The organism is Evansella vedderi, from assembly GCF_030813435.1.
Classification (GTDB): domain Bacteria; phylum Bacillota; class Bacilli; order Bacillales; family Salisediminibacteriaceae; genus Evansella; species Evansella vedderi.
The window spans coordinates 73,725-98,105 of record NZ_JAUSUG010000020.1; the positions used below are offsets into that span (position 1 = coordinate 73,725).

The 24,381-nt window shown below is 38.5% G+C and carries 29 protein-coding genes and 1 riboswitch; of the genes, 15 read left to right on the forward strand and 14 right to left on the reverse strand.

Annotated elements, in window-relative coordinates; genetic code table 11:
* Positions 1-113: 113 nt before the first annotated feature.
* Positions 114-641, forward strand: a complete 528-nt coding sequence (locus J2S74_RS20980) for a YceI family protein (RefSeq protein WP_307329637.1) — start codon at positions 114-116, stop codon at positions 639-641.
* Between the two features lie 174 nt (positions 642-815).
* Here the strand turns inward: J2S74_RS20980 and J2S74_RS20985 are convergent, their stop codons facing one another.
* Complete coding sequence (locus J2S74_RS20985) at positions 816-1,427, reverse strand: trimeric intracellular cation channel family protein (RefSeq protein ID WP_307329641.1); 612 nt, start codon at positions 1,425-1,427, stop codon at positions 816-818.
* A 567-nt stretch (positions 1,428-1,994) separates the two neighbouring features.
* Here J2S74_RS20985 and J2S74_RS20990 point away from each other — a divergent pair.
* The 3 genes from J2S74_RS20990 (at position 1,995) to J2S74_RS21000 (ending at position 6,125) form a co-directional block, all read left to right on the forward strand.
* Positions 1,995-3,785 carry a S9 family peptidase gene (locus J2S74_RS20990; protein ID WP_307329643.1) on the forward strand — a complete coding sequence of 597 codons (1,791 nt, stop codon included), beginning with the start codon at positions 1,995-1,997 and terminating at the stop codon, positions 3,783-3,785.
* 326 nt (positions 3,786-4,111) lie between these two features.
* A complete protein-coding gene (locus J2S74_RS20995; RefSeq protein WP_307329646.1) occupies positions 4,112-4,618 on the forward strand; it encodes a DUF5392 family protein in 507 nt (168 codons plus the stop codon).
* Positions 4,619-4,877: 259 nt separating this feature from the next.
* On the forward strand, positions 4,878-6,125 hold the full coding sequence (locus tag J2S74_RS21000) for an ATP-binding protein (protein WP_307329755.1): 1,248 nt from the start codon (positions 4,878-4,880) through the stop codon (positions 6,123-6,125).
* Positions 6,126-6,139: 14 nt separating this feature from the next.
* On the opposite strand, the gene J2S74_RS21005 is transcribed toward J2S74_RS21000, so the two are convergent.
* Both J2S74_RS21005 and J2S74_RS21010 read right to left on the reverse strand, forming a co-directional pair.
* Complete coding sequence (locus J2S74_RS21005) at positions 6,140-7,099, reverse strand: calcium/sodium antiporter (RefSeq protein WP_307329648.1); 960 nt, start codon at positions 7,097-7,099, stop codon at positions 6,140-6,142.
* Positions 7,100-7,321: 222 nt separating this feature from the next.
* Positions 7,322-7,519: a hypothetical protein gene (locus J2S74_RS21010; protein WP_307329650.1), complete on the reverse strand. Its 198-nt coding sequence runs from the start codon at positions 7,517-7,519 to the stop codon at positions 7,322-7,324.
* Between the two features lie 513 nt (positions 7,520-8,032).
* Here J2S74_RS21010 and J2S74_RS21015 point away from each other — a divergent pair.
* From J2S74_RS21015 to J2S74_RS21040, 6 genes are all read left to right on the forward strand, one after another.
* On the forward strand, positions 8,033-9,358 hold the full coding sequence (locus J2S74_RS21015; RefSeq protein ID WP_307329757.1) for a S8 family peptidase: 1,326 nt from the start codon (positions 8,033-8,035) through the stop codon (positions 9,356-9,358).
* A 221-nt stretch (positions 9,359-9,579) separates the two neighbouring features.
* Positions 9,580-10,143, forward strand: a complete 564-nt coding sequence (locus J2S74_RS21020) for a DUF6944 family repetitive protein (protein ID WP_307329651.1) — start codon at positions 9,580-9,582, stop codon at positions 10,141-10,143.
* A gap of 74 nt (positions 10,144-10,217) precedes the next feature.
* Positions 10,218-10,817 (forward strand): DUF6944 family repetitive protein, encoded by a 600-nt coding sequence (locus J2S74_RS21025; protein ID WP_307329653.1) that lies wholly within the window; start codon positions 10,218-10,220, stop codon positions 10,815-10,817.
* 171 nt (positions 10,818-10,988) lie between these two features.
* The gene (locus J2S74_RS21030) at positions 10,989-11,315 is read left to right on the forward strand and encodes a hypothetical protein (RefSeq protein ID WP_307329656.1); all 327 of its coding nucleotides are present in this window, start codon (positions 10,989-10,991) and stop codon (positions 11,313-11,315) included.
* 71 nt (positions 11,316-11,386) lie between these two features.
* Complete coding sequence (locus J2S74_RS21035; protein ID WP_307329659.1) at positions 11,387-13,057, forward strand: CocE/NonD family hydrolase; 1,671 nt, start codon at positions 11,387-11,389, stop codon at positions 13,055-13,057.
* A gap of 137 nt (positions 13,058-13,194) precedes the next feature.
* Positions 13,195-13,461 (forward strand): DUF1871 family protein, encoded by a 267-nt coding sequence (locus J2S74_RS21040; protein ID WP_307329662.1) that lies wholly within the window; start codon positions 13,195-13,197, stop codon positions 13,459-13,461.
* Positions 13,462-13,489: 28 nt separating this feature from the next.
* On the opposite strand, the gene J2S74_RS21045 is transcribed toward J2S74_RS21040, so the two are convergent.
* Positions 13,490-13,969: a DUF456 domain-containing protein gene (locus tag J2S74_RS21045; RefSeq protein WP_307329665.1), complete on the reverse strand. Its 480-nt coding sequence runs from the start codon at positions 13,967-13,969 to the stop codon at positions 13,490-13,492.
* A 390-nt stretch (positions 13,970-14,359) separates the two neighbouring features.
* Here J2S74_RS21045 and J2S74_RS21050 point away from each other — a divergent pair, with 390 nt between their 5' ends.
* Positions 14,360-14,920 (forward strand): GNAT family N-acetyltransferase, encoded by a 561-nt coding sequence (locus tag J2S74_RS21050; RefSeq protein ID WP_307329668.1) that lies wholly within the window; start codon positions 14,360-14,362, stop codon positions 14,918-14,920.
* 44 nt (positions 14,921-14,964) lie between these two features.
* Here the strand turns inward: J2S74_RS21050 and J2S74_RS21055 are convergent, their stop codons facing one another.
* The 3 genes from J2S74_RS21055 to J2S74_RS21065 all read right to left on the reverse strand — a co-directional run bounded on the left by J2S74_RS21055 (position 14,965) and on the right by J2S74_RS21065 (position 17,571).
* Positions 14,965-15,735 (reverse strand): class I SAM-dependent methyltransferase, encoded by a 771-nt coding sequence (locus J2S74_RS21055; protein ID WP_307329671.1) that lies wholly within the window; start codon positions 15,733-15,735, stop codon positions 14,965-14,967.
* A gap of 173 nt (positions 15,736-15,908) precedes the next feature.
* Complete coding sequence (locus J2S74_RS21060) at positions 15,909-17,270, reverse strand: PFL family protein (protein WP_307329675.1); 1,362 nt, start codon at positions 17,268-17,270, stop codon at positions 15,909-15,911.
* A 13-nt stretch (positions 17,271-17,283) separates the two neighbouring features.
* Entirely contained in the window at positions 17,284-17,571 is a 288-nt protein-coding gene (locus tag J2S74_RS21065) for an ACT domain-containing protein (protein ID WP_307329676.1), read from the reverse strand.
* Positions 17,572-17,722: 151 nt separating this feature from the next.
* Positions 17,723-17,800: riboswitch (glycine riboswitch) on the reverse strand.
* Between the two features lie 568 nt (positions 17,801-18,368).
* On the opposite strand from J2S74_RS21065, the gene J2S74_RS21070 reads away from it, so the two are divergent.
* Complete coding sequence (locus J2S74_RS21070; protein ID WP_307329678.1) at positions 18,369-19,145, forward strand: FixH family protein; 777 nt, start codon at positions 18,369-18,371, stop codon at positions 19,143-19,145.
* A gap of 146 nt (positions 19,146-19,291) precedes the next feature.
* Here J2S74_RS21070 and J2S74_RS21075 read toward each other — a convergent pair whose 3' ends face one another.
* From J2S74_RS21075 to J2S74_RS21095, 5 genes are all read right to left on the reverse strand, one after another.
* Positions 19,292-20,164, reverse strand: coding sequence for a hypothetical protein (locus tag J2S74_RS21075; RefSeq protein WP_307329680.1), 873 nt, complete (start codon positions 20,162-20,164; stop codon positions 19,292-19,294).
* A 140-nt stretch (positions 20,165-20,304) separates the two neighbouring features.
* Entirely contained in the window at positions 20,305-20,493 is a 189-nt protein-coding gene (locus J2S74_RS21080) for a hypothetical protein (protein ID WP_307329760.1), read from the reverse strand.
* A 269-nt stretch (positions 20,494-20,762) separates the two neighbouring features.
* Positions 20,763-20,924 carry a YfhD family protein gene (locus tag J2S74_RS21085; protein ID WP_307329681.1) on the reverse strand — a complete coding sequence of 54 codons (162 nt, stop codon included), beginning with the start codon at positions 20,922-20,924 and terminating at the stop codon, positions 20,763-20,765.
* A gap of 47 nt (positions 20,925-20,971) precedes the next feature.
* A complete protein-coding gene (locus J2S74_RS21090) occupies positions 20,972-21,094 on the reverse strand; it encodes a YfhE family protein (RefSeq protein WP_307329683.1) in 123 nt (40 codons plus the stop codon).
* Positions 21,095-21,172: 78 nt separating this feature from the next.
* On the reverse strand, positions 21,173-22,078 hold the full coding sequence (locus J2S74_RS21095) for a TIGR01777 family oxidoreductase (RefSeq protein WP_307329686.1): 906 nt from the start codon (positions 22,076-22,078) through the stop codon (positions 21,173-21,175).
* Between the two features lie 116 nt (positions 22,079-22,194).
* Here J2S74_RS21095 and recX point away from each other — a divergent pair, with 116 nt between their 5' ends.
* Together recX and J2S74_RS21105 are read left to right on the forward strand one after the other, a co-directional pair.
* On the forward strand, positions 22,195-23,007 hold the full coding sequence (gene recX / locus J2S74_RS21100; protein ID WP_307329689.1) for a recombination regulator RecX: 813 nt from the start codon (positions 22,195-22,197) through the stop codon (positions 23,005-23,007).
* A gap of 116 nt (positions 23,008-23,123) precedes the next feature.
* Complete coding sequence (locus J2S74_RS21105) at positions 23,124-23,444, forward strand: YfhH family protein (protein WP_307329691.1); 321 nt, start codon at positions 23,124-23,126, stop codon at positions 23,442-23,444.
* A 137-nt stretch (positions 23,445-23,581) separates the two neighbouring features.
* On the opposite strand, the gene J2S74_RS21110 is transcribed toward J2S74_RS21105, so the two are convergent.
* Together J2S74_RS21110 and sspK are read right to left on the reverse strand one after the other, a co-directional pair.
* Positions 23,582-23,743, reverse strand: a complete 162-nt coding sequence (locus J2S74_RS21110; protein ID WP_307329694.1) for a YpzG family protein — start codon at positions 23,741-23,743, stop codon at positions 23,582-23,584.
* A gap of 44 nt (positions 23,744-23,787) precedes the next feature.
* Positions 23,788-23,949: a small, acid-soluble spore protein K gene (gene sspK / locus J2S74_RS21115; RefSeq protein ID WP_307329696.1), complete on the reverse strand. Its 162-nt coding sequence runs from the start codon at positions 23,947-23,949 to the stop codon at positions 23,788-23,790.
* 92 nt (positions 23,950-24,041) lie between these two features.
* On the opposite strand from sspK, the gene J2S74_RS21120 reads away from it, so the two are divergent.
* Complete coding sequence (locus J2S74_RS21120) at positions 24,042-24,308, forward strand: YfhJ family protein (protein ID WP_307329699.1); 267 nt, start codon at positions 24,042-24,044, stop codon at positions 24,306-24,308.
* Positions 24,309-24,381 lie beyond the last annotated feature (73 nt).

Consider the following 24,381-nt stretch of genomic DNA (forward strand, 5'->3'; position numbering starts at 1 on the left):
GCACAACTTAACTTACAAAAAGTAAATTTATTTCTTGACTGATATTAATTTATATTATAAAGTTGGTTACATAAAGTAAGTAATAGTAAAAAACAAAATGGAGGAAGATGAAAATGACAACTTTTACTTTAGACAAAGTGCACAGTGGTTTGGAATTTCAAGTGAAGCACATGATGGTAGCAAAGGCGAAGGGAGAGTTTAAGAATTTTGATGTGGCAGTTACGGGGGACATTAACAATTTAGAAGATCTAAATGTAGATGTTACTGTCGATGCAGCATCCATTAGTACAAACAATGATGATCGTGATGGTCACTTACGTTCAGCGGATTTCTTCGATGTGGAAAACTTCGAAACTATTAAAATTAAAAGTGAATCCATTAAGCGACTCTCTGACGATGAATATGAAATGACTGCACAGGTTACGATCAAAGATGTTACAAATACAGAAAAATTTGTTGTTGAGTTTAATGGAACGTCCAAAAATCCAATGGACGGCAGTACCGTTGCAGGCTTCGAAGTAACGGGGAAAGTTAATCGTGAAGCTTATGGATTAACTTGGAATGCTCCACTAGAAACTGGGGGAGTACTTGTGGGGAAAGACGTTAAATTAAACGCCAATTTCGAGTTTATCCTAAATTAATAGAAACATAGATTTGCTTGGATACGCTACAGGCGGACGCTTTCCGCGGGCAACGCTTCAGCCTCCTCGGGAAAACCACCCTGCGGTGTCTTCAGCCGTTGCTTTTCCCGCTGGAGTCGCCGCCTTCCGCTTCTCCAAGCTTTTAAAAAAAGCAATAAAGTTCGCGAAAACAGCCTAAAAATTACTGGAAGACCCAGTCTTCACTGGTACCTTCCAATTATAATGAACGGAAAGCATTCGAAGAACGATTATGGAAATAAATAATGCACCTATGGCAAAATTAGATGTAATCCAGCCCATTCCAATAACGAACCCTCCAAGTGCTGCCCATACAATATATATTTCTTTTCTTAATACTAATGGTTTCCTTCCAGCTAGTACATCTCGAATCATTCCACCGCCAGTTCCAGTTAAAACTGCAGCTGCAATTACAGCACTCATTGGGTGTCCCATGGAAGTGGCGAATAGTGCCCCTTGAATGGCGAAGGCGGCTAATCCGATTGCATCAAAAAACACACCCCATTTTTTCCAAAGCTGGAGCCAAATACGGGGTACTAGAAATGCCACTGTCATAACGATAATAGCTATTGTAAAAAGGGTTCCTTGCTCCCATAGTGCTGAAACGGGAATTCCAATGAGTAAATTTCGAATCGCACCACCACCGAAGGCTGTGGCAAATCCCAATACATAAACTCCCATTAGATCATATTCTTCCTCTAAGGCAACTACAACACCACTCAATGCAAAGGCAACAGTACCAATTATATTTAATATTTCCCAAGTCATTTCAAATCCCCTTTTAATAGGTAAATGCTAACTTAGTCTTAAGCTGTTTTCTAAAAGGTTGCTTCTGCGCCACTCCGTTTGCTCGTCGCAGGGAAAGAGTGCTTCTGCGCCACTCCGTTTGCTCGTCGCAGGGAAAGAGTGCTTCTGCGCCACTCCGTTTGCTCGTCGCAGGGAAAGAGTGCTCCTACGCCACTTCGTTTGCTCGTCGCACAAGATCATGTTGTTTTTAAAGCATACTTTTTGCTTGGATACGCTACAGGCGGACGCTTTCCGCGGGCAACGCTTCAGCCTCCTCGGGAAACCCGTCCTGCGGTGTCTTCAGCCGTTGCTTTTCCCGCTGGAGTCGCCGCCTTCCGCTTCTCCAAGCTTTATAAAAAAAAGAAACAAAGTATGTGAAACATCCTATCTATAAAACAGATGACTAATTATATCACTAATTTTTTTGAATGATAACCATTCGTAGTTGTAAAAACTATTTGATTATTATGAATCTACTTTTTTTGTTATGATGGAGTAGATTTGGAATTGAATTATACCACCATAATAAGAGAGGAGTGTATGACTTCAATGAGTTCAGTTAATATTAACGCTTATTTACATGTACGCAAGGCAAATAATCCTGTATATCATCCGAATGGAGAAAGGTTAACATTTCTTACTGATTATACTGGTCTGCCACAAGTATGGGAATTAAATAGGGGAGAAGGTTGGCCATCTCAAATTTCCTATACAGATGAAAGAATCATGTTTGTACAGTACATAACCGGGACAACGAAACGTATCGTTGGTATGGATGAAGGGGTGAACGAACGGCAGCAGCTGTTTTTATTAGAGGATGATGGAGAAATGATCCCTTTAACGGATTCACCTGATCATATCCATCACTACGGCGGTAGTTCCCCAGATGGTAAATTTATTGCCTGGGCAAGTAACCGCCGGGAGCATGCTTTTTTTGATTTGTATATCCAGAACCTTGATACGCTCGAATTCCAACGAGTTTTTTCAGGAAATGGAAATTTTAAAGTCCTAAAATGGCACCCAAGTGGTAGGCAATTATTAATTGAAAAAACAAATGCTAGTTTGGATAACGACTTAGGCTTGCTCGATCTTGAAACAGGGGAAGGGCATTGGTTTACGTTACATGATGGGGAAGCGCTCTTTCAATCCCCTCAATTTAGCGGGGACGGCAGGATTCTTTATGTATTGACCAACAAAGACCATGAATACCTTTCCTTGGCTGCGATAGATGTACAAACGAATTCGTGGACTTGGTTAGATGAAAAGGGGTGGGATTTAGAAGGCTTGACCATGAGTCCGGATAAAACAAAATTAGCATACACAGTCAATGAAGGGGGAAAGTCAAAGGGCGTCATTCTCGACATAGACAGGCATTCCTTTCAACTTTGGGAAACTCCTCCCGGAACTATCTCTGATCTAACTTTTTCACCTGACGGGGCGAAACTGGCTTATGTTTTTAATGGTGCTACTCATCCAGCTGACATTTGGGAATTAGCTATTGCCTCTAACCGAAGTGAACGTATAACCTATGTTTCCCAATCTCCTGCTGTGGAAAAAGAGTTGGTGGAACCTGAACTCATCCATTTTACATCCTTTGATGGGTTAGAAGTACCTGCCTTTTACTATAAGCCAAAAAACGTATCCCATGGGGAAAAGTTTCCTGTTGTTGTTTTCGTTCATGGTGGGCCAGAAAGTCAAATCCGTAGTGTATATAACCCATTTCTTCAATATTTTCTAAATCGGGGCTATGCCGTTTGTACGCCAAATGTTCGGGGAAGCACAGGTTATGGCAAGACATATACCCATCTGGATGATGTTCGAAAACGAATGGATTCTGTAAAGGATTTGACTGCCCTAGTGGATTGGCTGACGACAGAGGGGGATGCAGCCCCTGATAAGATTGCCATCATGGGTCGAAGTTATGGTGGCTTTATGGTCCTTGCTGCCATTACCCATTATCCAAAGCTTTGGTCTGCAGCCATTGATATTGTTGGTATCTCAAGTTTTCGCACATTTTTAGAAAATACGAGTTCTTGGCGTAGAAAGCTCCGTGAGTCTGAATACGGAAGTATTGAAGAGGATGGTGATTTCTTTGATGAAATTGATCCTCTCCATCGTACCGATCAAATAACATGCCCAGTCATGGTGCTCCATGGTGCTAATGACCCCCGAGTACCAATTGAAGAAACGGAACAAATTGTAGACGATCTCAAAGGGCGTAATCATCCAGTTACGTATATCCGGTTCGAGGATGAAGGGCATTTCTTTGTGAAGTTAAAAAACAATATCACAGCCTACACAGGAGTAGCAGACTTCCTAGATAACTATATTGGTAAATAACAAAGATAACAGTACTGAGCATTGGCTCAGTGCTGTTTTATTTAATTTGAAATGGTTAACGAAAATATCACAAGGTTGGTGTTTGTTGATAACTCGAAGGAGTGAAAGGCGCCTGTAACGGATTCGAGTTATAACCTAATTTAAAGAAACATTTTACATGCGACGAGTAGTTCTAGGAGCAACCTTTTAGAAAACACTCCATTTTGATAGATGCTATTAAAAGCATTTTATTTTACAAATAATAGTCCAAGTATTATCTTAGTATGTAACCTTTCCTAGGTTATGTTCGTATTTAATTGAATAAAAAACTCATAAACTGTCATACAATGAAAATAGGCTTAATAAATGATCAATCTGTCCGAGGAGTGATGGAGATGAATCCTTTCGCAACAAATAGCAGGACACCACTATATATAAAAAAAGAATTTGAGGAAATGAAAAAATTAACGGCTCCCATTGTTAGGAGATATTCTATTTATAGCTTTATTTCTGCACCATTGGTTATTTTTTCAGCAATTAACCTGTATTTTTTACTATTTCATAGTACTTGGACGTCGGAAATACCTCTCTTAATTATTTATGGTGTCCTTGGTGCAATAGGTTTAGCTCTATTCAAAGAATCAACTTTTCAAAGCAAACAAGTATTTAAAATGGGTTATCATTATATGATTAATCGTATGAAAGAAAGTAAGTACCTATATGATTATCGAAAGGAAAGATATCTCCAATTAATCAATCAAAACCCAGTAGATGCTGTAAATATTTTTCGTGAATTTCTTAAGGAAGAAGAGCGAATGAGAGGAAATTCAGTGAACAAGGATACGATAACATAGTGAGTAATGTACGAATTACACTTTATTAGGTGTTTTTTAAGTAAATATATAATGGCTCAGTTCAGTTTGAACTGAGCCATTTCGTTTTGCTTAAGTAAGGAACCTCTCAGGGAGAATTTTTTGTAAAAAACAATCAAACGGTCAAAAAATTAGTAAATAATTTTCTGAAATTATCATATTTTGTATTCCCTATTACATAAATCTATAATATGGTAATGGTAGTAACATTAGGTAACAGGGGGAGAATACTTTGGACGGTATGATGCAAATATTTTTGCTTAACTTCTTATTTCTATTATTCTTTCTATTATTTATACCGATATTAATTGATCAAATTCATTTACCAGACAAGTGGAAGACAGGATTAAAGATCCTTTCATTTAGTATTGCTATTATCTCCTGTATCAGTATTCCTATCAAAGTTGAAGGTGGCTTTATTTTAGATCTTCGATTAGTTGCAACGATTATTGGTGGGATTTATGGTGGAATCCCTGCAAGTATCGTATTATGGTTAACCAACATCTCGTATCGGTCTTTATTTGGTGGTGAAGGGGTAGAAACTACTGTTGTACTAGCTACTGTTCATATGATCTTTTTTGTTTTTTTATTTCCTAAACTAAAAAAATTAACCAAAACAGAAAAGCTTCTTATAGGGACAGTTACAGGGTATTTCTCAAGTATCTTTACGATTGCTTATATTACTATTTTTTATAGTCCCACTGTCCCTTTTGTTGTAAGTATTACTCTCATACTCCTCCAAACCACAGCGGTAGCTATCATTATATACTTCCAGGAACTAATGGGGGAAATGACCATTATGAAAAACGAAATACTGCGTACAGAAAAGATGGAAATTGTGAGCCAATTAGCATCTTCCATTTCCCATGAGGTAAGAAATCCCCTCACTGTAGTGAAAGGTTTCTTACAGCTTATGAGGGATAGCAATTTACCTCCCGAGAAAAGAAATGAGTTTTTGAAAATCTCTATTAGTGAATTAGACCGTGCCAATTCGATTATTGGAGATTATTTAGCTTTTGCCAAACCTTCTCAAGAACGTCAGGAAAACTTATGTATTAATGTTGAATTAGAAAAGACAGTGGAAGTAATTACTCCACTGGCAAATATGAATTCAGTAACTGTTAAGGTGCACAGTATTAGTGAGGAATTATTTATTAAAGGGGAAAAACAATTATTACAGCAGTGCCTGCTTAATATTACAAAAAATTGTATTGAAGCCATGCCAAAGGGAGGAGAACTTACTTTAGGTATAACTAGAAATGATAATGATATTTTGCTCCATATATCTGACACTGGTGTTGGCATGTCCGAGGAGCAGCTGAAAAAAATTGGTGAACCTTATTTTTCCACAAAAGGGGAAGCAGGGACTGGACTTGGGATGATGACTTCCCTAAGAATCATCCAGTCCATGGGTGGCTCGTTAAAAATTACAAGTCAAGAAAACAAGGGAACAAATTTTGAGCTTTGTTTCCCTATAGTTAAGAAATAGGGAATCACCACTACCTAATTTCTTATAATAATATAGATAAAATAAAGGATGTATGCCAATGTTAACAGGAGTCCTTCTCTCTTTGATACTTTACATTGTGTTAATGCAAATACAAAGAGAACAATTGTCAGGATAATCATAACTGTTACATCGAAGAAAATCTTATTATTAACGGGCAATGGGGCGATCGTTGCAGCAATTCCAAGTACAAATAAAATATTAAAGATGGAGCTACCAACAATGTTTCCTAAAGCTATATCACTATGTTTTTTTAGTGCAGCCGTAATGGAGGTGATGAGTTCCGGTAAGGATGTTCCGATTGCGATAATAGTTAACCCCACTAATGTTTCACTCATACCAAAGGAATAAGCAATGGTAGTACTGCTATCAACAACCAAATGCCCCCCATAAATGATTGCTCCTAAACCTACTAAGGTAAAAAAAATGTTTTTCCCCCAAGTTCCTGGGTTTTCAGGAATCATTTTTTCCCCTAACTCATCATCCCTGCTATTTCTTGCAGCTTCATAAATGTAATACATGAAAATAGAAAAAAACAGTAAGAAAATGATTCCATCACTACGTGTGATGATATTGAAATCTGCTCCATGCAAATGAACATCGCTAATAAGAACAAACAGGGCGAAACTTGCTAAAAACGTAAAAGGTATTTCTTTTCTAATGGTGTCGTTTTCTACTTTTAAAGGGGATATAAACGCAGTTAACCCCACAACTAATGAAATGTTTAATATGTTACTCCCTACAACATTACCTAAGGTTACATCTGTACTCCCTTCCAAAGCTGCAATAATACTGACTGTCCCCTCCGGTGAACTTGTCCCAAATGCAACGATGGTTAACCCAACCAGCAGTGGTGGTACCCTTAGCTTTGTGGCAATTTTCGAAGACCCGTCTACAAAGTAATCGGCTCCCTTTATTAATAAAATAAATCCTATAATCAATAAGACATAAGGCATTCCATAGACACCAACCTTAGTAGTGCAGAATCAATTACTATTGTTTACTATTGATAAAAAAATTATCAAAATCTAATCTTTAATTAAGTTTCGGGACACCCTTTACCCTTGAAGGTTAACAAAAAAAGTGAAACACAAGGTCATTTTGTACCCTGTGTTTCACCTTTAAGGAGACATGTATGTTTGAACCGTTTTCCTTTCAACTTTTGTACTAAGAAAAGGTTAACTTATCATTCCGATACGCTCTTCAATAAGTCTACGTCGTCCCTTGGCCACTAATAAATCTAGCTCTTTTTTATAAAATTTAGCATCGTTAGGAGATATGGTTCGGTTCAAATAATATTTCAATTGCTTAAACCTTTCATATTCCTCCACAGTAAGGCCAATTTGATTAACTTTACATTCTACCACTTTCATCATTCTCTCCCTCTTCAGCATAATAAAGTTAGCATGAATAACCAACGTATTTATAAATATATGGAGAACTGCCCCCAAATATACCAATAAAAAAGAAGCCGCTGAAAAAGTTTATCTTTTCAGTGGCCTAAGCATATCATTCAACATAGGGAATAGGATGTCATAAAATATAAATAAGGCTATAGTAAGAAAAGGGGTGTTCGTGTTGTTTGCCAAACTCTTTGGTGCCAAAAAATGTGCAATATGTAAAAAGAAATTAGAACGACCTGCAAGCTATTTGGATGACCAAGGAAACACCATTAAAGTTTGTTTTAAATGTGTGGCCTATGCAGAAAGAAGGGCTTACCGAAAAATATAAAGTTAAGCTAATTACTGGTTACTTTTCCTATCGAGGAAGTATCCAGTTTTTATTTTTAGTTAAACTGCTATTTTTGATTAAAAAGGACGAATACCGTTTCTGTGAGTCTTACAGTTTCATAGAATAATCCATACTATAATAGGATGGGAGTAATCATGATGTATGGTTTTTCTATGGTACAAATGGTACGAACAAATGCTTATAAGTTAGACAAACCCCTACGTGAAAAAGTATTAAATCTTTATCGACCATTTAAGTGGACACCTTGTTTTCTACACAAGTACTTGGAGAAGGTAATAAAAAGAACAGCCAAGCTTTCTATTATCATTGAATTTGAAGAGGGGTGCTTTGATGCAGGATGTAAGGAAATTAAATCACTATTAAATGAACATTTTCGTTGTAAGTTTAAAAAAGAGTACAAGAGGGTGGACTGCTGTAGCGTTGACATAACCCCATCTGCTTTAGAAGAAATGTTAACGACTTGCAGTCATGTAAAAAAAGTACATTTAAATCGAAAGGTAAACGCATTGCTGGATGTAGCAGTAGAATCGGCAAATGCAAGGAAGGTTGTTAGAAATGGTACAGAGCTAACAGGAGAAGGTGTAACCATTGCAGTGGTAGATACAGGAGTTTATGAGCATGAGGACTTATCAGGAAGGGTCATTGACTTTGTAGATTTTATCAATGGACAAACAGAACCATATGACGATAACGGACATGGAACTCATTGTGCCGGTGATGCAGCTGGTAACGGTTCTGCTTCTGGGGGAATATATGCTGGCCCTGCTCCAAGGGCCAATATCATTGGAGTTAAAGTGTTAAATAAGCAGGGCGCAGGTTCCTTAGAATCGGTTATGGATGGAGTAGATTGGTGTATTTCCTTTAATGAAAATAACCCCGATCAAAAAATTGATATTATTAACATGTCCTTAGGGAGCCCTGCTCAGCATTATGGGGAAGAAAGTGATGATCCTATGGTAAAGATAGTCAATGAGGCTTGGGAACAGGGGATCGTCGTATGTGTTGCGGCTGGAAATGAGGGGCCAGAAGCAGGTACTATTGCTAGTCCTGGTGTTAGTACAAAGGTTATTACTGTAGGTGCTTTAGATGATAGAAATACCGTTGATCGTTCTGATGATCGAGTGGCTGATTTTTCTAGTAGGGGACCTACGATTTATGGAGAGGTAAAACCAGATATAGTTGCACCGGGAGTAAATATTGTATCTTTACGTTCTCCAGGCTCTTATTTAGATAAGCTACAGAAAAAAAGTCGTATAGAGGGAGAATATATTAGTTTGTCAGGTACTTCCATGGCAACACCAATTTGTGCAGGAATAGTAGCATTATTACTAGAGTATAATCCTCAACTAACTCCTGATGAAGTGAAAGGGTTTTTAATGGAAGGAACTGATTTATGGAGAGAATTAGATCCTAACATATATGGTTCTGGTTACATTAATGCCGAGAACACTATTCCTCGATAAAATGATGAAGGGTGTCTCAGTATTATGAACATTTGGGACACCTTCTGCTACTAAAGAATCCCCCTAAATTTTTATTAATCTTTAGCCTCCTTTTTTTTATAAAAAAAAATAATTATTGGTGCCTAAATTTGTCGGATGTTTCTTCTCACCCTATCCTCTATGGTTATTACTGCATATGTAATTAATAGCGGGTTTATTTTCTCAATAGGTGGCGGTTACGTATGGATGACGAATTATTGGATCTTATAGGAAACTGGGTAGAGCATATAGGTGCAACTATTGCTGCCATTGGAGAAACGAAGCAATTAGCTGGAGAAGAAGAGCTAGGTTATCAAATCGGTACGGTAGGAAATGCAGTACAGGGAATTGGTAATGCCCTGCAAGCAATAGCTGGTATGGAAGGCACTGGAGCTGTCGTAGGAAACTGGATTCAAGCCTCTGGGACGGCTGCCAACTCCCTGGCAGAATATAAATTACTTCAAGGCACGATTGATGATATTGATGCTGGTCGCTTAGAAATTATTGGAGATAGTCTTCAATCTTTCGGTTCCATGTTTGCATCACTTGAACGATTAGGAGAAAACCCAAAGCTTGTTTATGGGAATATCCTTCAGTCCATAGGTGCTGCATTGGAGGGAATTGGTGTCTATACGTCGATGGTAGCAGACGAACAGCAAGGGCAACTTCTTGAAACGATAGGTGGTTGGTTCCAATCCATAGGAACAGCATACCAAGCCATTGGAGCAACAAGACAATATTTAGCGGATAACCAGACCTATTTCTAGCAGAAAGTTTGAATTAATTATTAAGGGCTTTCATCGAATTTGAATGGAAGATTACCAAATGGGTGGCGACTGAAATGCCGAACCAATTATTATATATTTTAGGGAACTGGATAGAGGCTATAGGTGCTAATTTGGCGGCCCTTGGTGTCAGCATCCAAATTCAGGACAGTGTTGATGGCAAAAGATTACGAATATTAGGGGATGCTGTTCAAGGTGTAGGGAACTTTTTGATTGCCGAAACGACACCTGCGGATGGTCTAGCGGTAGCGGGAAATAGATTACAGGGGATTGCCTCTTCTGCTAATGCTGTCATCGCTCACCGGGAGCTTTATGTGGAGGATAAATTAAATCATCAGCTAGAGGTTATTGTGGACTCCCTTCAAGCCATAGGTTCTTATATAACAGCAATAGCAAGGAGGGATGATAATCCTCCGAAAGCAGTCGGTAACTTAGTTCAGTCCGTTGGTGCTATGATCGAGGCTACTGGTGTACTTCATAAATATATATCACAACAAGAAAAAGGAGATCATATAAGAAGCGTTGGAAAATGGATTCAAGGGCTTGGAACTATCATGCAAGCCGCATCCGTTACTCCTGGGGTAGAACAATACCTTCAAAAAAAATTAGAGAAACTCATTGATATTATACTAGAGAAAGATACTGAGAAATCGTAAAGTTCGAGGACCCGGTCCCCGAACTTTTTGTGAACAAGAAAATAGTCTGAATAGAGTCATTTTTAGGAATAGTATGATACGATTGTAATGAAGGGAATGGCAGTTGGGGGCGGTAAGGATCAGTACATCACATAATGGAGCTTTAAAATAAAGTGTTTAGGAGGCGAAATGATGAAAGAATTCTTTCAAGAGGATGAGCGTCTTGGGATTTCCTTACCAAAGCTTGAGAGAACTTGGGAAGATCATACATTAAAAGAACAGACAAAGATCCTGTCCTACTGGGAAAAGGAAAGGGCAAAGATTCCTGATAGAATTAAAGAATTAGAGGTTCTAGTTAAGGGAAAAACAAACGATTTGCTGTTAGAAAATGATGAACAAAGAATGATAGAACTAAATAATGAGGTCATCTACTTAGCAAGCATCATCAATGACTTGAATATTTGGTTTCGAATAGAACCAGTGATAACCGTTGAAGAAGGTAAAAAGCTACATAAATAGAAGGAAAAATGATTTTGTAACTGGAAATATAGTTATAGAGAAATAATTATTTATTTATAGGAGTGGTGTCATTGAGTGTATCAAAATTTGAAACAATCGTTTACCGTAACATAAGAATACCGATGCGGGACGGTATTACATTATCAGCGGATATTTATCGTCCTAAAGAAGATGGGGAGTATCCAGCAATAGTTGTGAGAACGCCATACTTAAAAACATCTCAAGTCATTCATGACACAGGTACATATTTTGCGGAGCATGGCTATGCAGTAGTATATATGGATGTTCGGGGTCGGGGAGATTCTGATGGTGAATTTGTACCATATCGAAACGATGGTATTGACGGGTACGATTCCATTGAATGGGTTGCAGAGCAGCCGTGGTGTACAGGTGCAGTGGGAACGATGGGAGGCTCTTACTTAGGCCGTATTCAATGGCTGACAGCTTTAACGAAGCCCCCTCATCTTAAGGCAATGATTTCAGCAGTAACCCCATCAGATCCATTTGTGGAATGGCCAACGGGACTTCCTAATACACAGCATATTTGCTGGACCTTTATGACTAGTGGTCGGGTGATGCAAAACATTAATGCCGTAGACTGGCAAACGGTTTATGATCATTTACCTTTTACTACAATGGATGAAGCTGCTGGCTTTATATCAGAGCAGTGGAGAGAAGAAGTTAGCCACACACAATTAGATGACTACTGGAAGCACATTTGTTATCAAGATAAATTTGACCAAATGGATGTTCCGGCCCTCCATGTGTCCGGTTGGTACGATGACGAGCAAATTGGCACACCACTTAACTTTATGGGGATGACAAACAATGGGGAAACGGAACATGCACGTAAAAATCAAAAAATGCTGATGGGACCGTGGCCCCATCAAATTAACCGTTCTACAAAACTAGATGACTTGGACTTTGGTGCATCTTCGTTAATTGACTTAAATGCCTATCAACGAAGATGGTTTGATTATTGGTTAAAAGGAATCGATAATGGCATAATGGATGAACCAGCCATTGATATGTTTGTTATGGGAGAAAATAAGTGGCGAAAGGAAAAGGAGTGGCCTTTAGCCCGGACGGAATGGACGAAATTCTACCTCCATAGTAAAGGGAATGCTAATAGCAGGTTTGGTGATGGTGTTTTATCAACTACTCCACCAACTGGGGAAGAAGTTGCTGGCCAGGATGAGTATGATTATGATCCGAAAAATCCCGTTCCTTTTATCACTGATCTTGTTTCTCACCAAATTGGAGGACCGGACGATTATGCTGCAGTGGAACGGCGAGATGATGTTTTAGTATACACAACAGAGCCATTAGAAGAGGATGTGGAAGTTACGGGACCTGTAAAGGCACATATCTTTGCTTCTTCTGATGCAAAGGACACAGATTTCATGGTTAAACTTCTAGACGTTCGTCCAAGTGGCTTTGCCCAGCGGTTAACAGATGGTATGGTTAGAGCTCGATTTAGGGAAGGGATGGAAAAACAAGTATTAATGGAGCCAGGAACCATTTACCCCTTTGAAATTGATTGCTGGAACACTTCCCATGTTTTCAAAAAGGGCCATCGGATCCGAATTGAAGTAGCTTCTAGCGCCTTTCCGAAATATGATCGAAATTTAAATACGGGGGATGTCTTAGGGCAAACGACTGAAATGAAGGTTGCTCACCAAACCATCTATCATGATGAAGAACATCCATCTGCTATTGTTTTACCAATTATTCCGAAGTAAAAAGCATTTCAAGCACACAAGACTATTCTTGTGTGTTTTTTTCGTTTACATCAAAAAATAGTTCATGATAGTGTAAATGTTGAGTAGGATAAGATCAAGAAGGCTCTTAATGAATAATTTAATTGGAGGGTTTATCCTTGGATAATCGAATGTATAGCATCGTTAAAAAGCATATCAAACAATGGGATCCGGAATGTTTATTGGCCAGCGGTGCACCAGAAGATGAGTATGAAACGGAAATAAAAGAAATCGTTAATGGAGATATGGACAACGTTTTTCAAATTTCCAAAACAATAAAAGCTGTTTTTGAAAAGTACTTTCATTTAGAGTACGATCCAAATGAATGTTTTAAAGTGGCAGAAAGGATTTGGAATGACCTGGAGGGAGGACATTCAAACAGATAAAATAAGGTATGTTTATGAAACGTAAATGTTAAAAAATAACAGAAATCAAAAACCAAGTAATCATAATCATTTGCATAATGAACTTGGCGAAAGTACTGCTTAAAAAGGCAACTAAAGAGGCTGCCCCGATTTTCAAAGCTAATTCTCCATCCTTTTGAATAAGATATTCCGTTACGACAACTGCAACAAAGGGCACGATAATAATACCAAAGGGTGGAGTGACAAATGCCCCTACAATGACTCCAAGAACCGCCATCCGTTCTCCCCACTTCGAGCCACCATAGCGTTTTACAAAATAGCTATTAGCAATAATGTCTGCTACAAAAATAATAGCAGTTAATATTATCATCCCAATCCAAAACCAAATAGTTAAATTTTCTCCAATTGTAAATACATACAAAAGAAACCCGGCCCATATTAGTAAAATTCCAGGGATCAATGGGAAAATAAGACCAACGAAGCTTACAATAAATAGAAGTGAAATGATTAACCAAATGATTATTTCCATTGCCAAAACTCCTTTTTAATTCCTTTACATTTTCACCACTAAAGGAATGATTTAGACGATAGCATTCTTTTTTTTAGTTAAGCTCTGTTAACCTTTGGTGTTGATTTCTGCTTTAGATACTCCAATTACGCCGTTGTTTTTCCCGCAGGAAAGAGCGATGCTTCATCGAATAAACTTCGATTTGTTTCGATGAATACACTTCGAAGCTACACTCGTAGAGGAAGAGACAGTTCGTATCATACGCTTCAATCAACTATGCTAAAAAATCAAACATCAGCCATTAACAGAGTCTTTAGTTATATGGAAAAAATTAGCTCTCACTATTCATAATTATGTTACCATAGTTGTAATCGAAAATGGGTATTTATAAATGTCTTGGGGGTGGGTGCTATGAATCCAATTTTACTAGATTTTCCACATGAATTTTACTCAGAAAGGTTATTGATCCGTTTACCTCAACCTGGTGATGGTAAGTTAGTCCACAGCGCAATCACCGAATCGATGAAAGAGTTAAAGCCTTGGCTCCCATTTGCTCAAAAGGAACAAACGGTAGAAGAAGTAGAGGCAAATATTAGGGATGCACATATTAAGTTTCTAAAACGTGAAGATTTGAGGTTTCATATTTTCCATAAAGAAACAGGTGAGGTTATTGGGTGCTCAGGATTGCACCGAATTGACTGGGATGTTCCGAAATTTGAAATTGGTTATTGGGTAAACAGCAGGTTTAGTGGACGAGGGTATATTACGGAAGCTGTAAGACGCATTAGTGACTTTGCCTTTGATGATCTAAAGGCACGGCGAGTGGAAATACGTTGTGATGCTACAAACACCAGAAGTCGAGCTGTGGCAGAAAGGCTAGGCTATCAATTGGATGCAATTTTAAAAAACGAGGATGTTTCCGTTGATGGGAAAGAATTAAGGGATACATGCATATTTTCAAAGGTAAAATAGTAGTTAGGGTGTCTCGTTGATGAGCCACCCTTTTTACTAGATTTCTAGCCTTGTTTAACGGCTTTAATAAGTACCGCTTCCCCTTGAAAAGAAATAATCTGTTTATCGTTTTCTTTTATTTGGAAATGGTGTTTTGCTTTTAATGGGGCATCTAGCATAAATTGTTCTAAAGCTTCTTTTTCTTGATGATGGAGCTGCATTCGGTTACACCAGTCTTCAAATATAAATGTTTTTTCAAATCGATGTAACTCCTCTATAACGAATCCCTTTTCTTCGAGGAGCTTTATCCACTCTGTTTTTTTCCACGCCCTATAGTGGCTATAATCCCGTTTTTTTTCAACAGTATTGTAAAACATATCGAGCTCATTATCTTCTGGTGCCACATTATCATCTAAGAGAAATTGCCCGCCTGGGATCAATACCCGAGCCACTTCCGATACAAAGCTATCAATGTTAGTAAAATGATGTGGTGCTATTCGACAAGTAACAATGTGAAAGGAATTACTTGAAAAAGGCAATTTTTCTCCATTTCCTTCTACAAAATCTACATTTGTATGGCCGTTGCTTTTAATGAATTTCTCTGCTTCCTGTAACATTTCCTTTGTGATGTCTAATGCTGTTACTTGCTTAACGTGGGGTGCTAAGGCGTTGGCAACATGGCCACCTCCGGTTGCAATATCAAGGACGATTTCTTGACCGTTCGTGTTTGTAATTTCCACGAGTTTTTGCAAATCGTTACCTAATCGATGAATATTACTTGTGACATAGGCATTGGCATTCTTTCCAAATTGTTTCTGTACATTGGATTTTGTCATGGATAATTCCTCCAATTCGCAGGTCTTATCTTTATTGTAAGGGAAGTTGTGGTATAAGAATAGGATGGATAAATTATTTGTAGTGATAAGGAGAACTTATACTTTAAGGAGGATAGGTTGTAGTGCACGAAAATTTAGGGTAAGTTGAATTTCGTGCACTACCCACAACGTTTTTAATTAATCAAGGCTTGTAATGGTGCTGGGATTCTTCCTCCGCGGTTAATTAGTTTTTCTGAACTAAAGTTGTTTACCCCCATAACGGGTGCACGACCAAGTAATCCTCCAAATTCCACCATATCCCCTTCTTTTTTACCAGGAACAGGGATAACACGTACTGCTGTTGTTTTTTTATTAATCATCCCAATAGCTGCCTCATCAGCAATCATTGCTGATAAAGTAGCAGGGGACACATCACCGGTAACCGCGATCATGTCTAGGCCAACCGAGCAAACACATGTCATAGCCTCTAGCTTGGACAAGGATAATGCACCATCAACAATTCCTTTTATCATTCCGTTATCTTCACTAACAGGTATGAATGCACCACTTAAACCACCAACATAAGAACTGGCCATTGCGCCACCTTTTTTCACAGCATCATTCATTAACGCTAGAGCTGCGATCGTACCATGTGTACCAACACGTTCTAGACCAATTTCCTCTAAAATCTCTGCAACACTATCATTCATAGCATTGGTTGGAGCTAAGGATAAATCCATAATTCCAAATGGGACCTCCAAGCGTTCAGCCACCACACGTCCTAGGAGCTCCCCAGCACGAGTAATCTTAAAGGCGGTCTTTTTTATAATATCGGCAACATTACCTAGATCTACATCAGGGTGTTTCTTCAATGCATTTAAAACAACTCCAGGACCGCTAACTCCCACGTTAATAACACATTCTCCTTCACCTGCTCCATGGAATGCTCCTGCCATAAATGGATTATCTTCCACCGGATTGCAAAATACAACGAGCTTAGCGCAGGCAATTCCATTTCTATCGCTAGTTAGTTCCGCAGCTTGCTTTATAATTATCCCCATTTGACGTACAGCATCCATATTAATTCCAGTTCTTGTTGTAGCAACAGAAATGGAGGAGCACACTCGCTCTGTCACACTAAGTGCTTCTGGTAATGCATCTAGGAGAGTTTGATCCCCTTTTGAAATACCTTTATGAACGAGGGCGGAATACCCCCCGATAAAGTCTACTCCGAGCTCCAATGCAGCACGGTCCAGGGTACGGGCCAACTCGATGGCTTCCTCCTTGCTAGCGCTCCCTAATATTTCCGCTATAGGTGTAACAGAAATTCTCTTATTGATAATAGGGATACCGTATTCCCGTTCGACTTGCTCCGCTACTGCTTTTAAATCTTTAGCATACGTTGTGATTTTTTCATAAACCTGTTTATTTAATTTGGAAAAATCAGAATCGGCACAGTCACGGAGGTTAATCCCCATTGTAACCGTTCGAATATCTAAGCTTTCCATTTGAACCATCCGAATGGTTTCTTGAATTTCTGTAAAGGCTATTGTCATGTTGTTTCTCTCCTTATACTCGGTGCATGGATTGGAATATATCTTCCAGTTGAATATTGATTTTTAAACCTAACTGACTACTGACCCTCTCAAAATCCGTCCGTAAAACATCTAAACTGGATAATTCCTTAACTTCAACAAGCATCATCATCGTAAAGAAATCTTGTAATATGGTTTGGCTGATATCAAGAACATTGATATTATTTTCAGCCAAGACAGTAGTAACTTTTGCAATAATTCCAACTTGATCTTTTCCTACTACACTGACAACAGCTCTCTTTTGTTTTTCCTTTTCCGTCATGTTCAACACCTCACGAGTTTTTATGAATCCATATTCGCCTTCAAGGAGTGAGGTCACTTGATAGAGTAATGATGATCGCATCTTTCCCTAATAAAAAAGAGACTGGATTTTTATCCAATCTCAAAAGGGCAAGAATAACATTCACATGATAGGTTACTCTTCTGTCCTTTTGCCTGAGATTGTGAATCCTTCGGCGTCGTAAATAAACGAACTCTCCAGAAGCTGCTCCTGCTATAGTTTTATCCATAACATTCATCGCTGGAATATGTTAAATTGTTAAAGTGATAGTATCAGCTTTTTAATACTTAGTCAATAAAAATTTGTGATTGGAATAATTAAAATCCTTTTATATCTAGCATGAAAATTCGAATCAGGTTGTCATTCGCTACGGTCCACTCCCATTCCGTGGCGTATCTTTACGTTAAGGTAATTGTGCCCTTAGGATGACTACCTGAGGACACAACTATCGAAAAAATTTAAGTTCTGTCCTCAAGAGATTAAAGCGTTGTCCGCGGAAACAAGGACGGTAATATTACGCGTTGTCCACAAGCGGAACCTGAGATGCTTCCGCGAGTAGTTTGCGTCGAGTAATCGCAGATGCAGGACGTGGGCTGCCCTTAGGCCTAATTGGTCCGCCTATAACGGATTCGAGAGACAAGATGAATACATTTTAATTCTCCATGGTGCAAATTGTTCATTTATTTGGAGGTCTTCCATATGATAAGTATCTTATTTTCTTTTCCTTATACGCTCGTGTACAATAGGGAGAGAATAAGACAAGTAGGAGTGAATAACTTATGAAAAAAATATTAACTGCCTTACTAATAATCAGTATTTCACTTATAGCCGCGTGTGGACAAACAGAACAGGATCCCCAAACAGGCTCTAATACAGAATTGAACCTCGATCCGATAGAAGTGGAAATAATTGCTCCAGAGGAAGCAGATCCAGATACGGACGTGACGATTCAAGCTTTAGTTACACAAGGGGAAGAGAAGGTAAACGATGCTAGCGAAGTTACCTTCGAGATATGGAAGCAAGGTCAAAAGGAAGAGAGTGAGATGATTGAGGGGACTCTCACAGATGAAGATGGTGTTTATGAAATTACGTACCGATTTCCTGAGGAAAACCTTTATTTTATCCAACCCCATGTAACTGCTAGGGGGATGCATCGAATGCCAGTTGGTGAAATCATTATCGGTGATATCCCTGATGAAGAAAGCCATCATGATCATGGAGATGACCACAGTCACGACCATCACCATGGAGCCATTAATGAAAATTTAAGCCTCCAGTGGCTGACCCCTGAAGAAGTTCAGTTGGAAGAGGAAGTTGAAATCAACATTTCTGTTCAGTGGAAAGGGGCGCCTTGGGTAAATGGTGAAGTTACCTATGAAATATGGCAAGAGCACGATCAAGTACATCAATGGTTAGATGCTGAAGAAATAGAGGAAGGTGTCTACTCCTTAAAGCATACATTTGATCAGCAGGGAGAGTTTTATATTATTATCCATATAGAAGATGAGGAAATTCATGAGCATATCCTCAAAACCGTTCACGTACATGAGCATTAATGAAAGAAAGACCTTTTATCAAGCTTTTCACTGATAAAAGGTCTCTTTTTTAATGTTTTTTCTTAAAGTTTGTTATTTACGGAAACTCAAAGGAGTGAAAGGCGGCGACTCCAGCGACGAGCAACCGTAGGACCTACTTAATAAAACTATCCAATTTTCTTTTTGATAGAGTGAATAATGGATTGTTTTAATGCTTTGTCGAGGATGGTTTCCTTTAACCAATCCTTCGGTGCTTCTCCTTTTTCGGCTTTTACACGTTTAAATAAACGGCTTAATAAGTGCCTCATGATGTTCGAATAATAAATATGATCGATTCGTTTTGCTGTCTTAAGGAGATTTTCAATCAGTACTTGATTATCAACGGATACATTTTTTACTGCTTCATGAAGGAATTCCTCTACAATTTCCTCATGGTTATGAGTTAAATAATAGTGAGTTACATCGTCTAAGAGCTGCTCATTCGATTCAATATGCTTACCAAGTCTCGGGATAAAACGGTCATACCGGTGACGTATTAAAAATTGAAAGGATTTAGTTGGATTTGCAAGGTCTAATGCGTCGTTTAGTGCGGCTAAAATTAGGGAGTCGTCTGATTTTCCATCTGTGTTTTGCAGTGTTAACAGTCTTGAAGGCCAAAGATGTTTAATATCCTCAAGGTGCTCATCTACGAGTTGCTTTTTAATGTTTGTATTTTTCATTTTTGCTTCTGACAAAGGTTTAAGGGCATCACGTAAATCATCCTGTGTTACCTTATGCTGTTTCTTTCTTTCCGTAATCTTTCTAAATCGCTCTAGTGTACTGGTTGATTCCTGCGTTGTTTTGTTAGAGAGGTAAAAGGAATCAAGGAACTTGCCATTATTGTCTAAAACGGCAAAAATGACCGGTGCTTCCTGATCGAAAAGTAGAACATTTGATTTCTTCTTGCTAATTTGCTCCTCATACTTTATGACATAATAACGCTGTTTCGTACCGTCGAGGTATACTTTTTTGCCTAAAAAACTAGGAGGTAATGTACTCATGGACGTTCACCAATCCTTTCGATTATATTAAGGTCGAGCCATATGAAATTGTATAAGGCGGGTGTTAATTTGTATTGTACTAGCTGCGATGAAAAGAATGGACAACGTTATAGCAGTATGGTGATGGAGTCTGAGGGTGTCTAAGCATCTCTACGTATCACAAGATAAACAATTAATCCAAGGACAGGGAAAAATAATGTTCCAATAAGAACGATAATGCTGAATTCCTTACTATTACCGTTACGTAAGGAATCTCGATAGGCCCAAATACTTGTCAAGATGTTAAGAAGAAATAAAATGAACGCAATTGCAAGAATGAAGAAAATGATACTTGTTCCAGGAAAATAGTTGACAGTCACGAAGTTATTCCCCCTTTTCTATGTCTACCTATAATGATAACTGCCATGGATTCTTTTGCACAGTCTTATATCAAAATAATTAGAAGAAATTTCAAGGTAAACAATGAAGAGCTTGATATTCAGGGGGCATAGAAAGTATCAAAACAAATTATGAAAAATAAGAAAATTTCTGTGGAAAATAAAAAAATACAGGCTCTTTAATGATAGTATACCATTAAAGAGCTAGATATTCTCCCAATTTATTTGTTATCTTTATTTACACGGTTTTGTGCTGCTTCTGCCCTTGCTTGTGCTTCTCTGTCTTCTGCATCTGCTAACTCTTCAGAATATTCCACTTGATGGTTCTCATTGATATTAGGAAGCTCTTCTTCGTTTGCTTTACGATTTTTGTCCTTAGCCATACAAATTCATCCTTTCAATCTACTGAGGTGTAAAAGAACAGAGCGAGTTATAGATTGTTCTTTGCACGTTGGAATGCCCTATCGGCAGCTTTAAACTCTGATTGGTATAACACTTCTTGTGTACTGCTCAAAGTTTTGCGCTCAGCTCTTGTCTTTTTCTTCTTTTCCATTTTGCTCACCCCATCTTTTCATTTCATATTGGTCCCTATTAGTATGGCCATTGATCTATTAGAGTATGCAAGTGAATGTTATTTTTCTAGCAAGTTATCTAGTGCCGGTTGTAATTCAAGAAATTGAAATGTAAATCCGTTATCCATTAATACCTTTGGTACTACATGTTGACCTTCCACTACTAAGATACTCATTTCTCCTAAAACTATTTTTAATAGGAAGCCTGGTACTGGGGCCCAATATGGTCGGTGTAAAGCGCTAGCTAATGTTTTTCCAAACTCTTGCATTCTGACTGGATTAGGGGCAGTCATATTCACAGGTCCCTCCATATCCTTATTTTTGATACAAAAAAGGATGGCCCTGACCACATCATTAATATGTATCCACGACATCCACTGCTTACCAGACCCTAAATTTCCACCCATAAATAGCCGGAACGGCAGGAGCATTTTTTTTAAAGCACCTTCATTACTGTCCAATACCATTCCAAACCGAGCAAACACTACTCTTACTTGATCCTTTGCGCCTGAAGCCTCTTCTTCCCACTTCTTTACTACGTTTCCTAAGAAATCATTTCCCATACTTGTAGACGACTCTGAAAAAAATTCATTTGTTGAAGTTCCATAAACTCCTATGGCTGATCCATTAATCAGTACTTCCGGTTTCTTGTTCATTGAATGGATGATTCTGACCACTTCTTTCGTTGCTTCTACTCTGCTTTGAAGTATGATCTCCTTTTTGCTCGAGGTCCATCGGCCGCTATTTAAGTTTTCCCCCGCTAAGTTCACAAACGCATCTACGTCCTCAAGCTTTTCCTCTGGCTTAGCCCCTTCCCTTAGCCATTCCACATAGGTCACCCCAGTTTCCTTCTCCCTGTTAGAAGCATTTCTTGTTAAAATGTATACGTCATTCCCCTCTTCCACTAGTTTCTTTGTAATTGCTCTCCCAATAAACCCCGATCCACCTGCAATTGCCACCTTCATATTCAATCCCTCCCCTTTTTCTATTCCTATACTTCATCATTACCTTACACTGGAAAAAATCAAACGTTATCTTCTACTACTATGATAGGATAAAATGAGAGAATGAGGTGAAAAAGATGCCAATTATTACGAAAATTTCTGTAGCGAAAAGAAATAAAGGTCGTTTTCATATTTATTTAGACAAGGGCGAAGGGGAAGAATACGCCTTTACGGTTTCAGAGGACGTTTTAGTGAAGCGTCAATTAATAAAGGGAAGGAAGCTTACTGAAAAGGAAATAGAGGCTATTAGAGAAGAAGATGTACTAGACAAAGCTTTTCAAAAGGCATTGAACTTCCTATCCTATCGAATGCGTTCTAAAAAGGAAGTACTGCAATATTTAAAGGATCAAGAGGTGCAGCAGGAGGAGGCTTCCCAGCTGTTAGATCGTCTAAAGGATTTAAATTTATTAGATGACCAAATGTTTGCAGCTGCCTTTGTGAGGACAAAGAAAAATACACAAAAGAAAGGTCCATTAATCATTGAACAGGAGCTTTATGAAAAGGGTATTTCACAACGAATGATCGATAAAGCTATGGAAGAATATCCAGTAGAAGAACAGTTAAATAATGCCATGAACGCAGCTTCAAAAAAGCTGTCTAGCTATAAGTCAGAAGCACACCGGCAGAAAAAGCAAAAGTTAGGCCAATTTTTAATGCAGCGAGGGTTTACGAGTTCGGTAGTGCAGCAAGCGGTAGAGGAGAGTATGAAGGACAACGATGACAATCTAGAGCTGGAGGCCATCAGAAAACAAGGAACAAAGGCAGTAAAAAAGTTTTCGAAGCTGGAAGGCTGGGAAAGGGAACAAAGAATCAAGCAACATTTGTATCAGAGGGGATTCTCCATGGAAATCATAGAAGAGTGGTTAAGGGAGCAAGAAGAAGAGGAGTAATAGAGTTAAAAACTGGTTAAAGGGTTAGACGTGTGTAATCAATACCTCTTCCTTTAATCGAGGCATACTATTGATTATAATGAAAGCAAAGACAACAATAGAGGGAGAACCAAGATATGGATAAGCGATATAGTCAGATGACACAGCAAGAATTATTAGATGAAATAGCAGATTTAAAGGTAAAAGCCCAAAAGGCAGAACAGATGGGGATGGTAAATGAGTACGCCGTTCATGAACGTAAGATGACGATGGCACAGGCCTATTTAATGGATCCTTCCGTTTTCAAGCCAGGTGAGAAATATGTAATCCGTGGAGCGGAGGATGAAATATTCATTATTTCCTATATGAACGGCGTATTTGCTTGGGGGCACCGGAACAACGAAGAAAAAGAGGAAGCCCTCCCCATTTCTTTATTAGGAAACAAGGTAAAGAATTAAAGGCAGGTATTGAAACGCGAGGAAGCACTAGGAAGAGAAACTTAGCTCTTTTTTCATAAAAACAACAATCTATGCAAAAAAGCCAAATAAAATGAAAAAAGGAAAGACGGATAGTCTAACCGTCTTCCCATCTAACACTAAGACCTTTTACGAGTTTGAACCTCGAGTATTTGGTTATGCAAGCTTTGTTCCGTTTCTCCATTTACTTGGTGAAAGGCATGTTTCGGATTTGCTCTTGGAGATTGAAATGGACTCATGTACCCAAACTTCCCATTCTGTGGTGAGTTCTGTTTACTCATTATCCATCGCCTCCTACGCAGCCAAAATCAGAAATCAGAATGAATTATCGATTATCTCGATTTCTATCCTGTGTCGATGCTTGCATACGTTCTGCAGGGTGATTGTTTATTGACCCATCTGCCCGTTTCGATGCATAAGCAGGTTTTGCACGGGGCTCCCCATCAAGAGACATTCGGTGCGGAAATCCTTTTTCTTTATTACGCATTTGGAAAACCTCCTTTTTTGTGGGGCAATTTTAGTTTGTGTTATCTTTTAAATAAAATGAAATGAAATTCCTGACAAAGGGGGATAACAGTCATGAATGATTACTTTGAACGCTTAACTAAGCTTTTGTTAGAACAAAATGATCAAATGTCCTATGCCGAAGCTAGAACATGGATCGAGCTATTGTGGGAGGACTTCGAAACCACTTATGCAAAGGCAGGACGAGAGTATAAAGGGAAGGAAATGACGGAGAAGGTATTAACTCAATGGATACAACAATATGGCCCTCGCCTACATGAAGTGCTACTGGAAAAACCAAAGTACCGAGAGCTATTTGAAAAGAAAAAGCACTTACATTAATCCCCATTTCATTTTAAGGGTGATTTTTTATAACTTTAATGCTTTTTTTAAAAGCTTGGAGGAGCGAAAGGCG

Coding starts and splice junctions, on each gene's coding strand:
- J2S74_RS20980 (WP_307329637.1), top strand. CDS start 114: ATGACAACTTTTACTTTAGACAAAGTGCACAGTGGTTTGGAATTTCAA.
- J2S74_RS20985 (WP_307329641.1), bottom strand. CDS start 1,427: ATGACTTGGGAAATATTAAATATAATTGGTACTGTTGCCTTTGCATTG.
- J2S74_RS20990 (WP_307329643.1), top strand. CDS start 1,995: ATGAGTTCAGTTAATATTAACGCTTATTTACATGTACGCAAGGCAAAT.
- J2S74_RS20995 (WP_307329646.1), top strand. CDS start 4,112: ATGAAAATAGGCTTAATAAATGATCAATCTGTCCGAGGAGTGATGGAG.
- J2S74_RS21000 (WP_307329755.1), top strand. CDS start 4,878: ATGATGCAAATATTTTTGCTTAACTTCTTATTTCTATTATTCTTTCTA.
- J2S74_RS21005 (WP_307329648.1), bottom strand. CDS start 7,099: ATGCCTTATGTCTTATTGATTATAGGATTTATTTTATTAATAAAGGGA.
- J2S74_RS21010 (WP_307329650.1), bottom strand. CDS start 7,519: ATGATGAAAGTGGTAGAATGTAAAGTTAATCAAATTGGCCTTACTGTG.
- J2S74_RS21015 (WP_307329757.1), top strand. CDS start 8,033: ATGTATGGTTTTTCTATGGTACAAATGGTACGAACAAATGCTTATAAG.
- J2S74_RS21020 (WP_307329651.1), top strand. CDS start 9,580: ATGGATGACGAATTATTGGATCTTATAGGAAACTGGGTAGAGCATATA.
- J2S74_RS21025 (WP_307329653.1), top strand. CDS start 10,218: ATGCCGAACCAATTATTATATATTTTAGGGAACTGGATAGAGGCTATA.
- J2S74_RS21030 (WP_307329656.1), top strand. CDS start 10,989: ATGAAAGAATTCTTTCAAGAGGATGAGCGTCTTGGGATTTCCTTACCA.
- J2S74_RS21045 (WP_307329665.1), bottom strand. CDS start 13,969: ATGGAAATAATCATTTGGTTAATCATTTCACTTCTATTTATTGTAAGC.
- J2S74_RS21050 (WP_307329668.1), top strand. CDS start 14,360: ATGAATCCAATTTTACTAGATTTTCCACATGAATTTTACTCAGAAAGG.
- J2S74_RS21055 (WP_307329671.1), bottom strand. CDS start 15,735: ATGACAAAATCCAATGTACAGAAACAATTTGGAAAGAATGCCAATGCC.
- J2S74_RS21060 (WP_307329675.1), bottom strand. CDS start 17,270: ATGACAATAGCCTTTACAGAAATTCAAGAAACCATTCGGATGGTTCAA.
- J2S74_RS21065 (WP_307329676.1), bottom strand. CDS start 17,571: ATGACGGAAAAGGAAAAACAAAAGAGAGCTGTTGTCAGTGTAGTAGGA.
- J2S74_RS21070 (WP_307329678.1), top strand. CDS start 18,369: ATGAAAAAAATATTAACTGCCTTACTAATAATCAGTATTTCACTTATA.
- J2S74_RS21075 (WP_307329680.1), bottom strand. CDS start 20,164: ATGAGTACATTACCTCCTAGTTTTTTAGGCAAAAAAGTATACCTCGAC.
- J2S74_RS21085 (WP_307329681.1), bottom strand. CDS start 20,924: ATGGCTAAGGACAAAAATCGTAAAGCAAACGAAGAAGAGCTTCCTAAT.
- J2S74_RS21090 (WP_307329683.1), bottom strand. CDS start 21,094: ATGGAAAAGAAGAAAAAGACAAGAGCTGAGCGCAAAACTTTGAGCAGT.
- J2S74_RS21095 (WP_307329686.1), bottom strand. CDS start 22,078: ATGAAGGTGGCAATTGCAGGTGGATCGGGGTTTATTGGGAGAGCAATT.
- recX (WP_307329689.1), top strand. CDS start 22,195: ATGCCAATTATTACGAAAATTTCTGTAGCGAAAAGAAATAAAGGTCGT.
- J2S74_RS21105 (WP_307329691.1), top strand. CDS start 23,124: ATGGATAAGCGATATAGTCAGATGACACAGCAAGAATTATTAGATGAA.
- J2S74_RS21110 (WP_307329694.1), bottom strand. CDS start 23,743: ATGAGTAAACAGAACTCACCACAGAATGGGAAGTTTGGGTACATGAGT.
- sspK (WP_307329696.1), bottom strand. CDS start 23,949: ATGCGTAATAAAGAAAAAGGATTTCCGCACCGAATGTCTCTTGATGGG.
- J2S74_RS21120 (WP_307329699.1), top strand. CDS start 24,042: ATGAATGATTACTTTGAACGCTTAACTAAGCTTTTGTTAGAACAAAAT.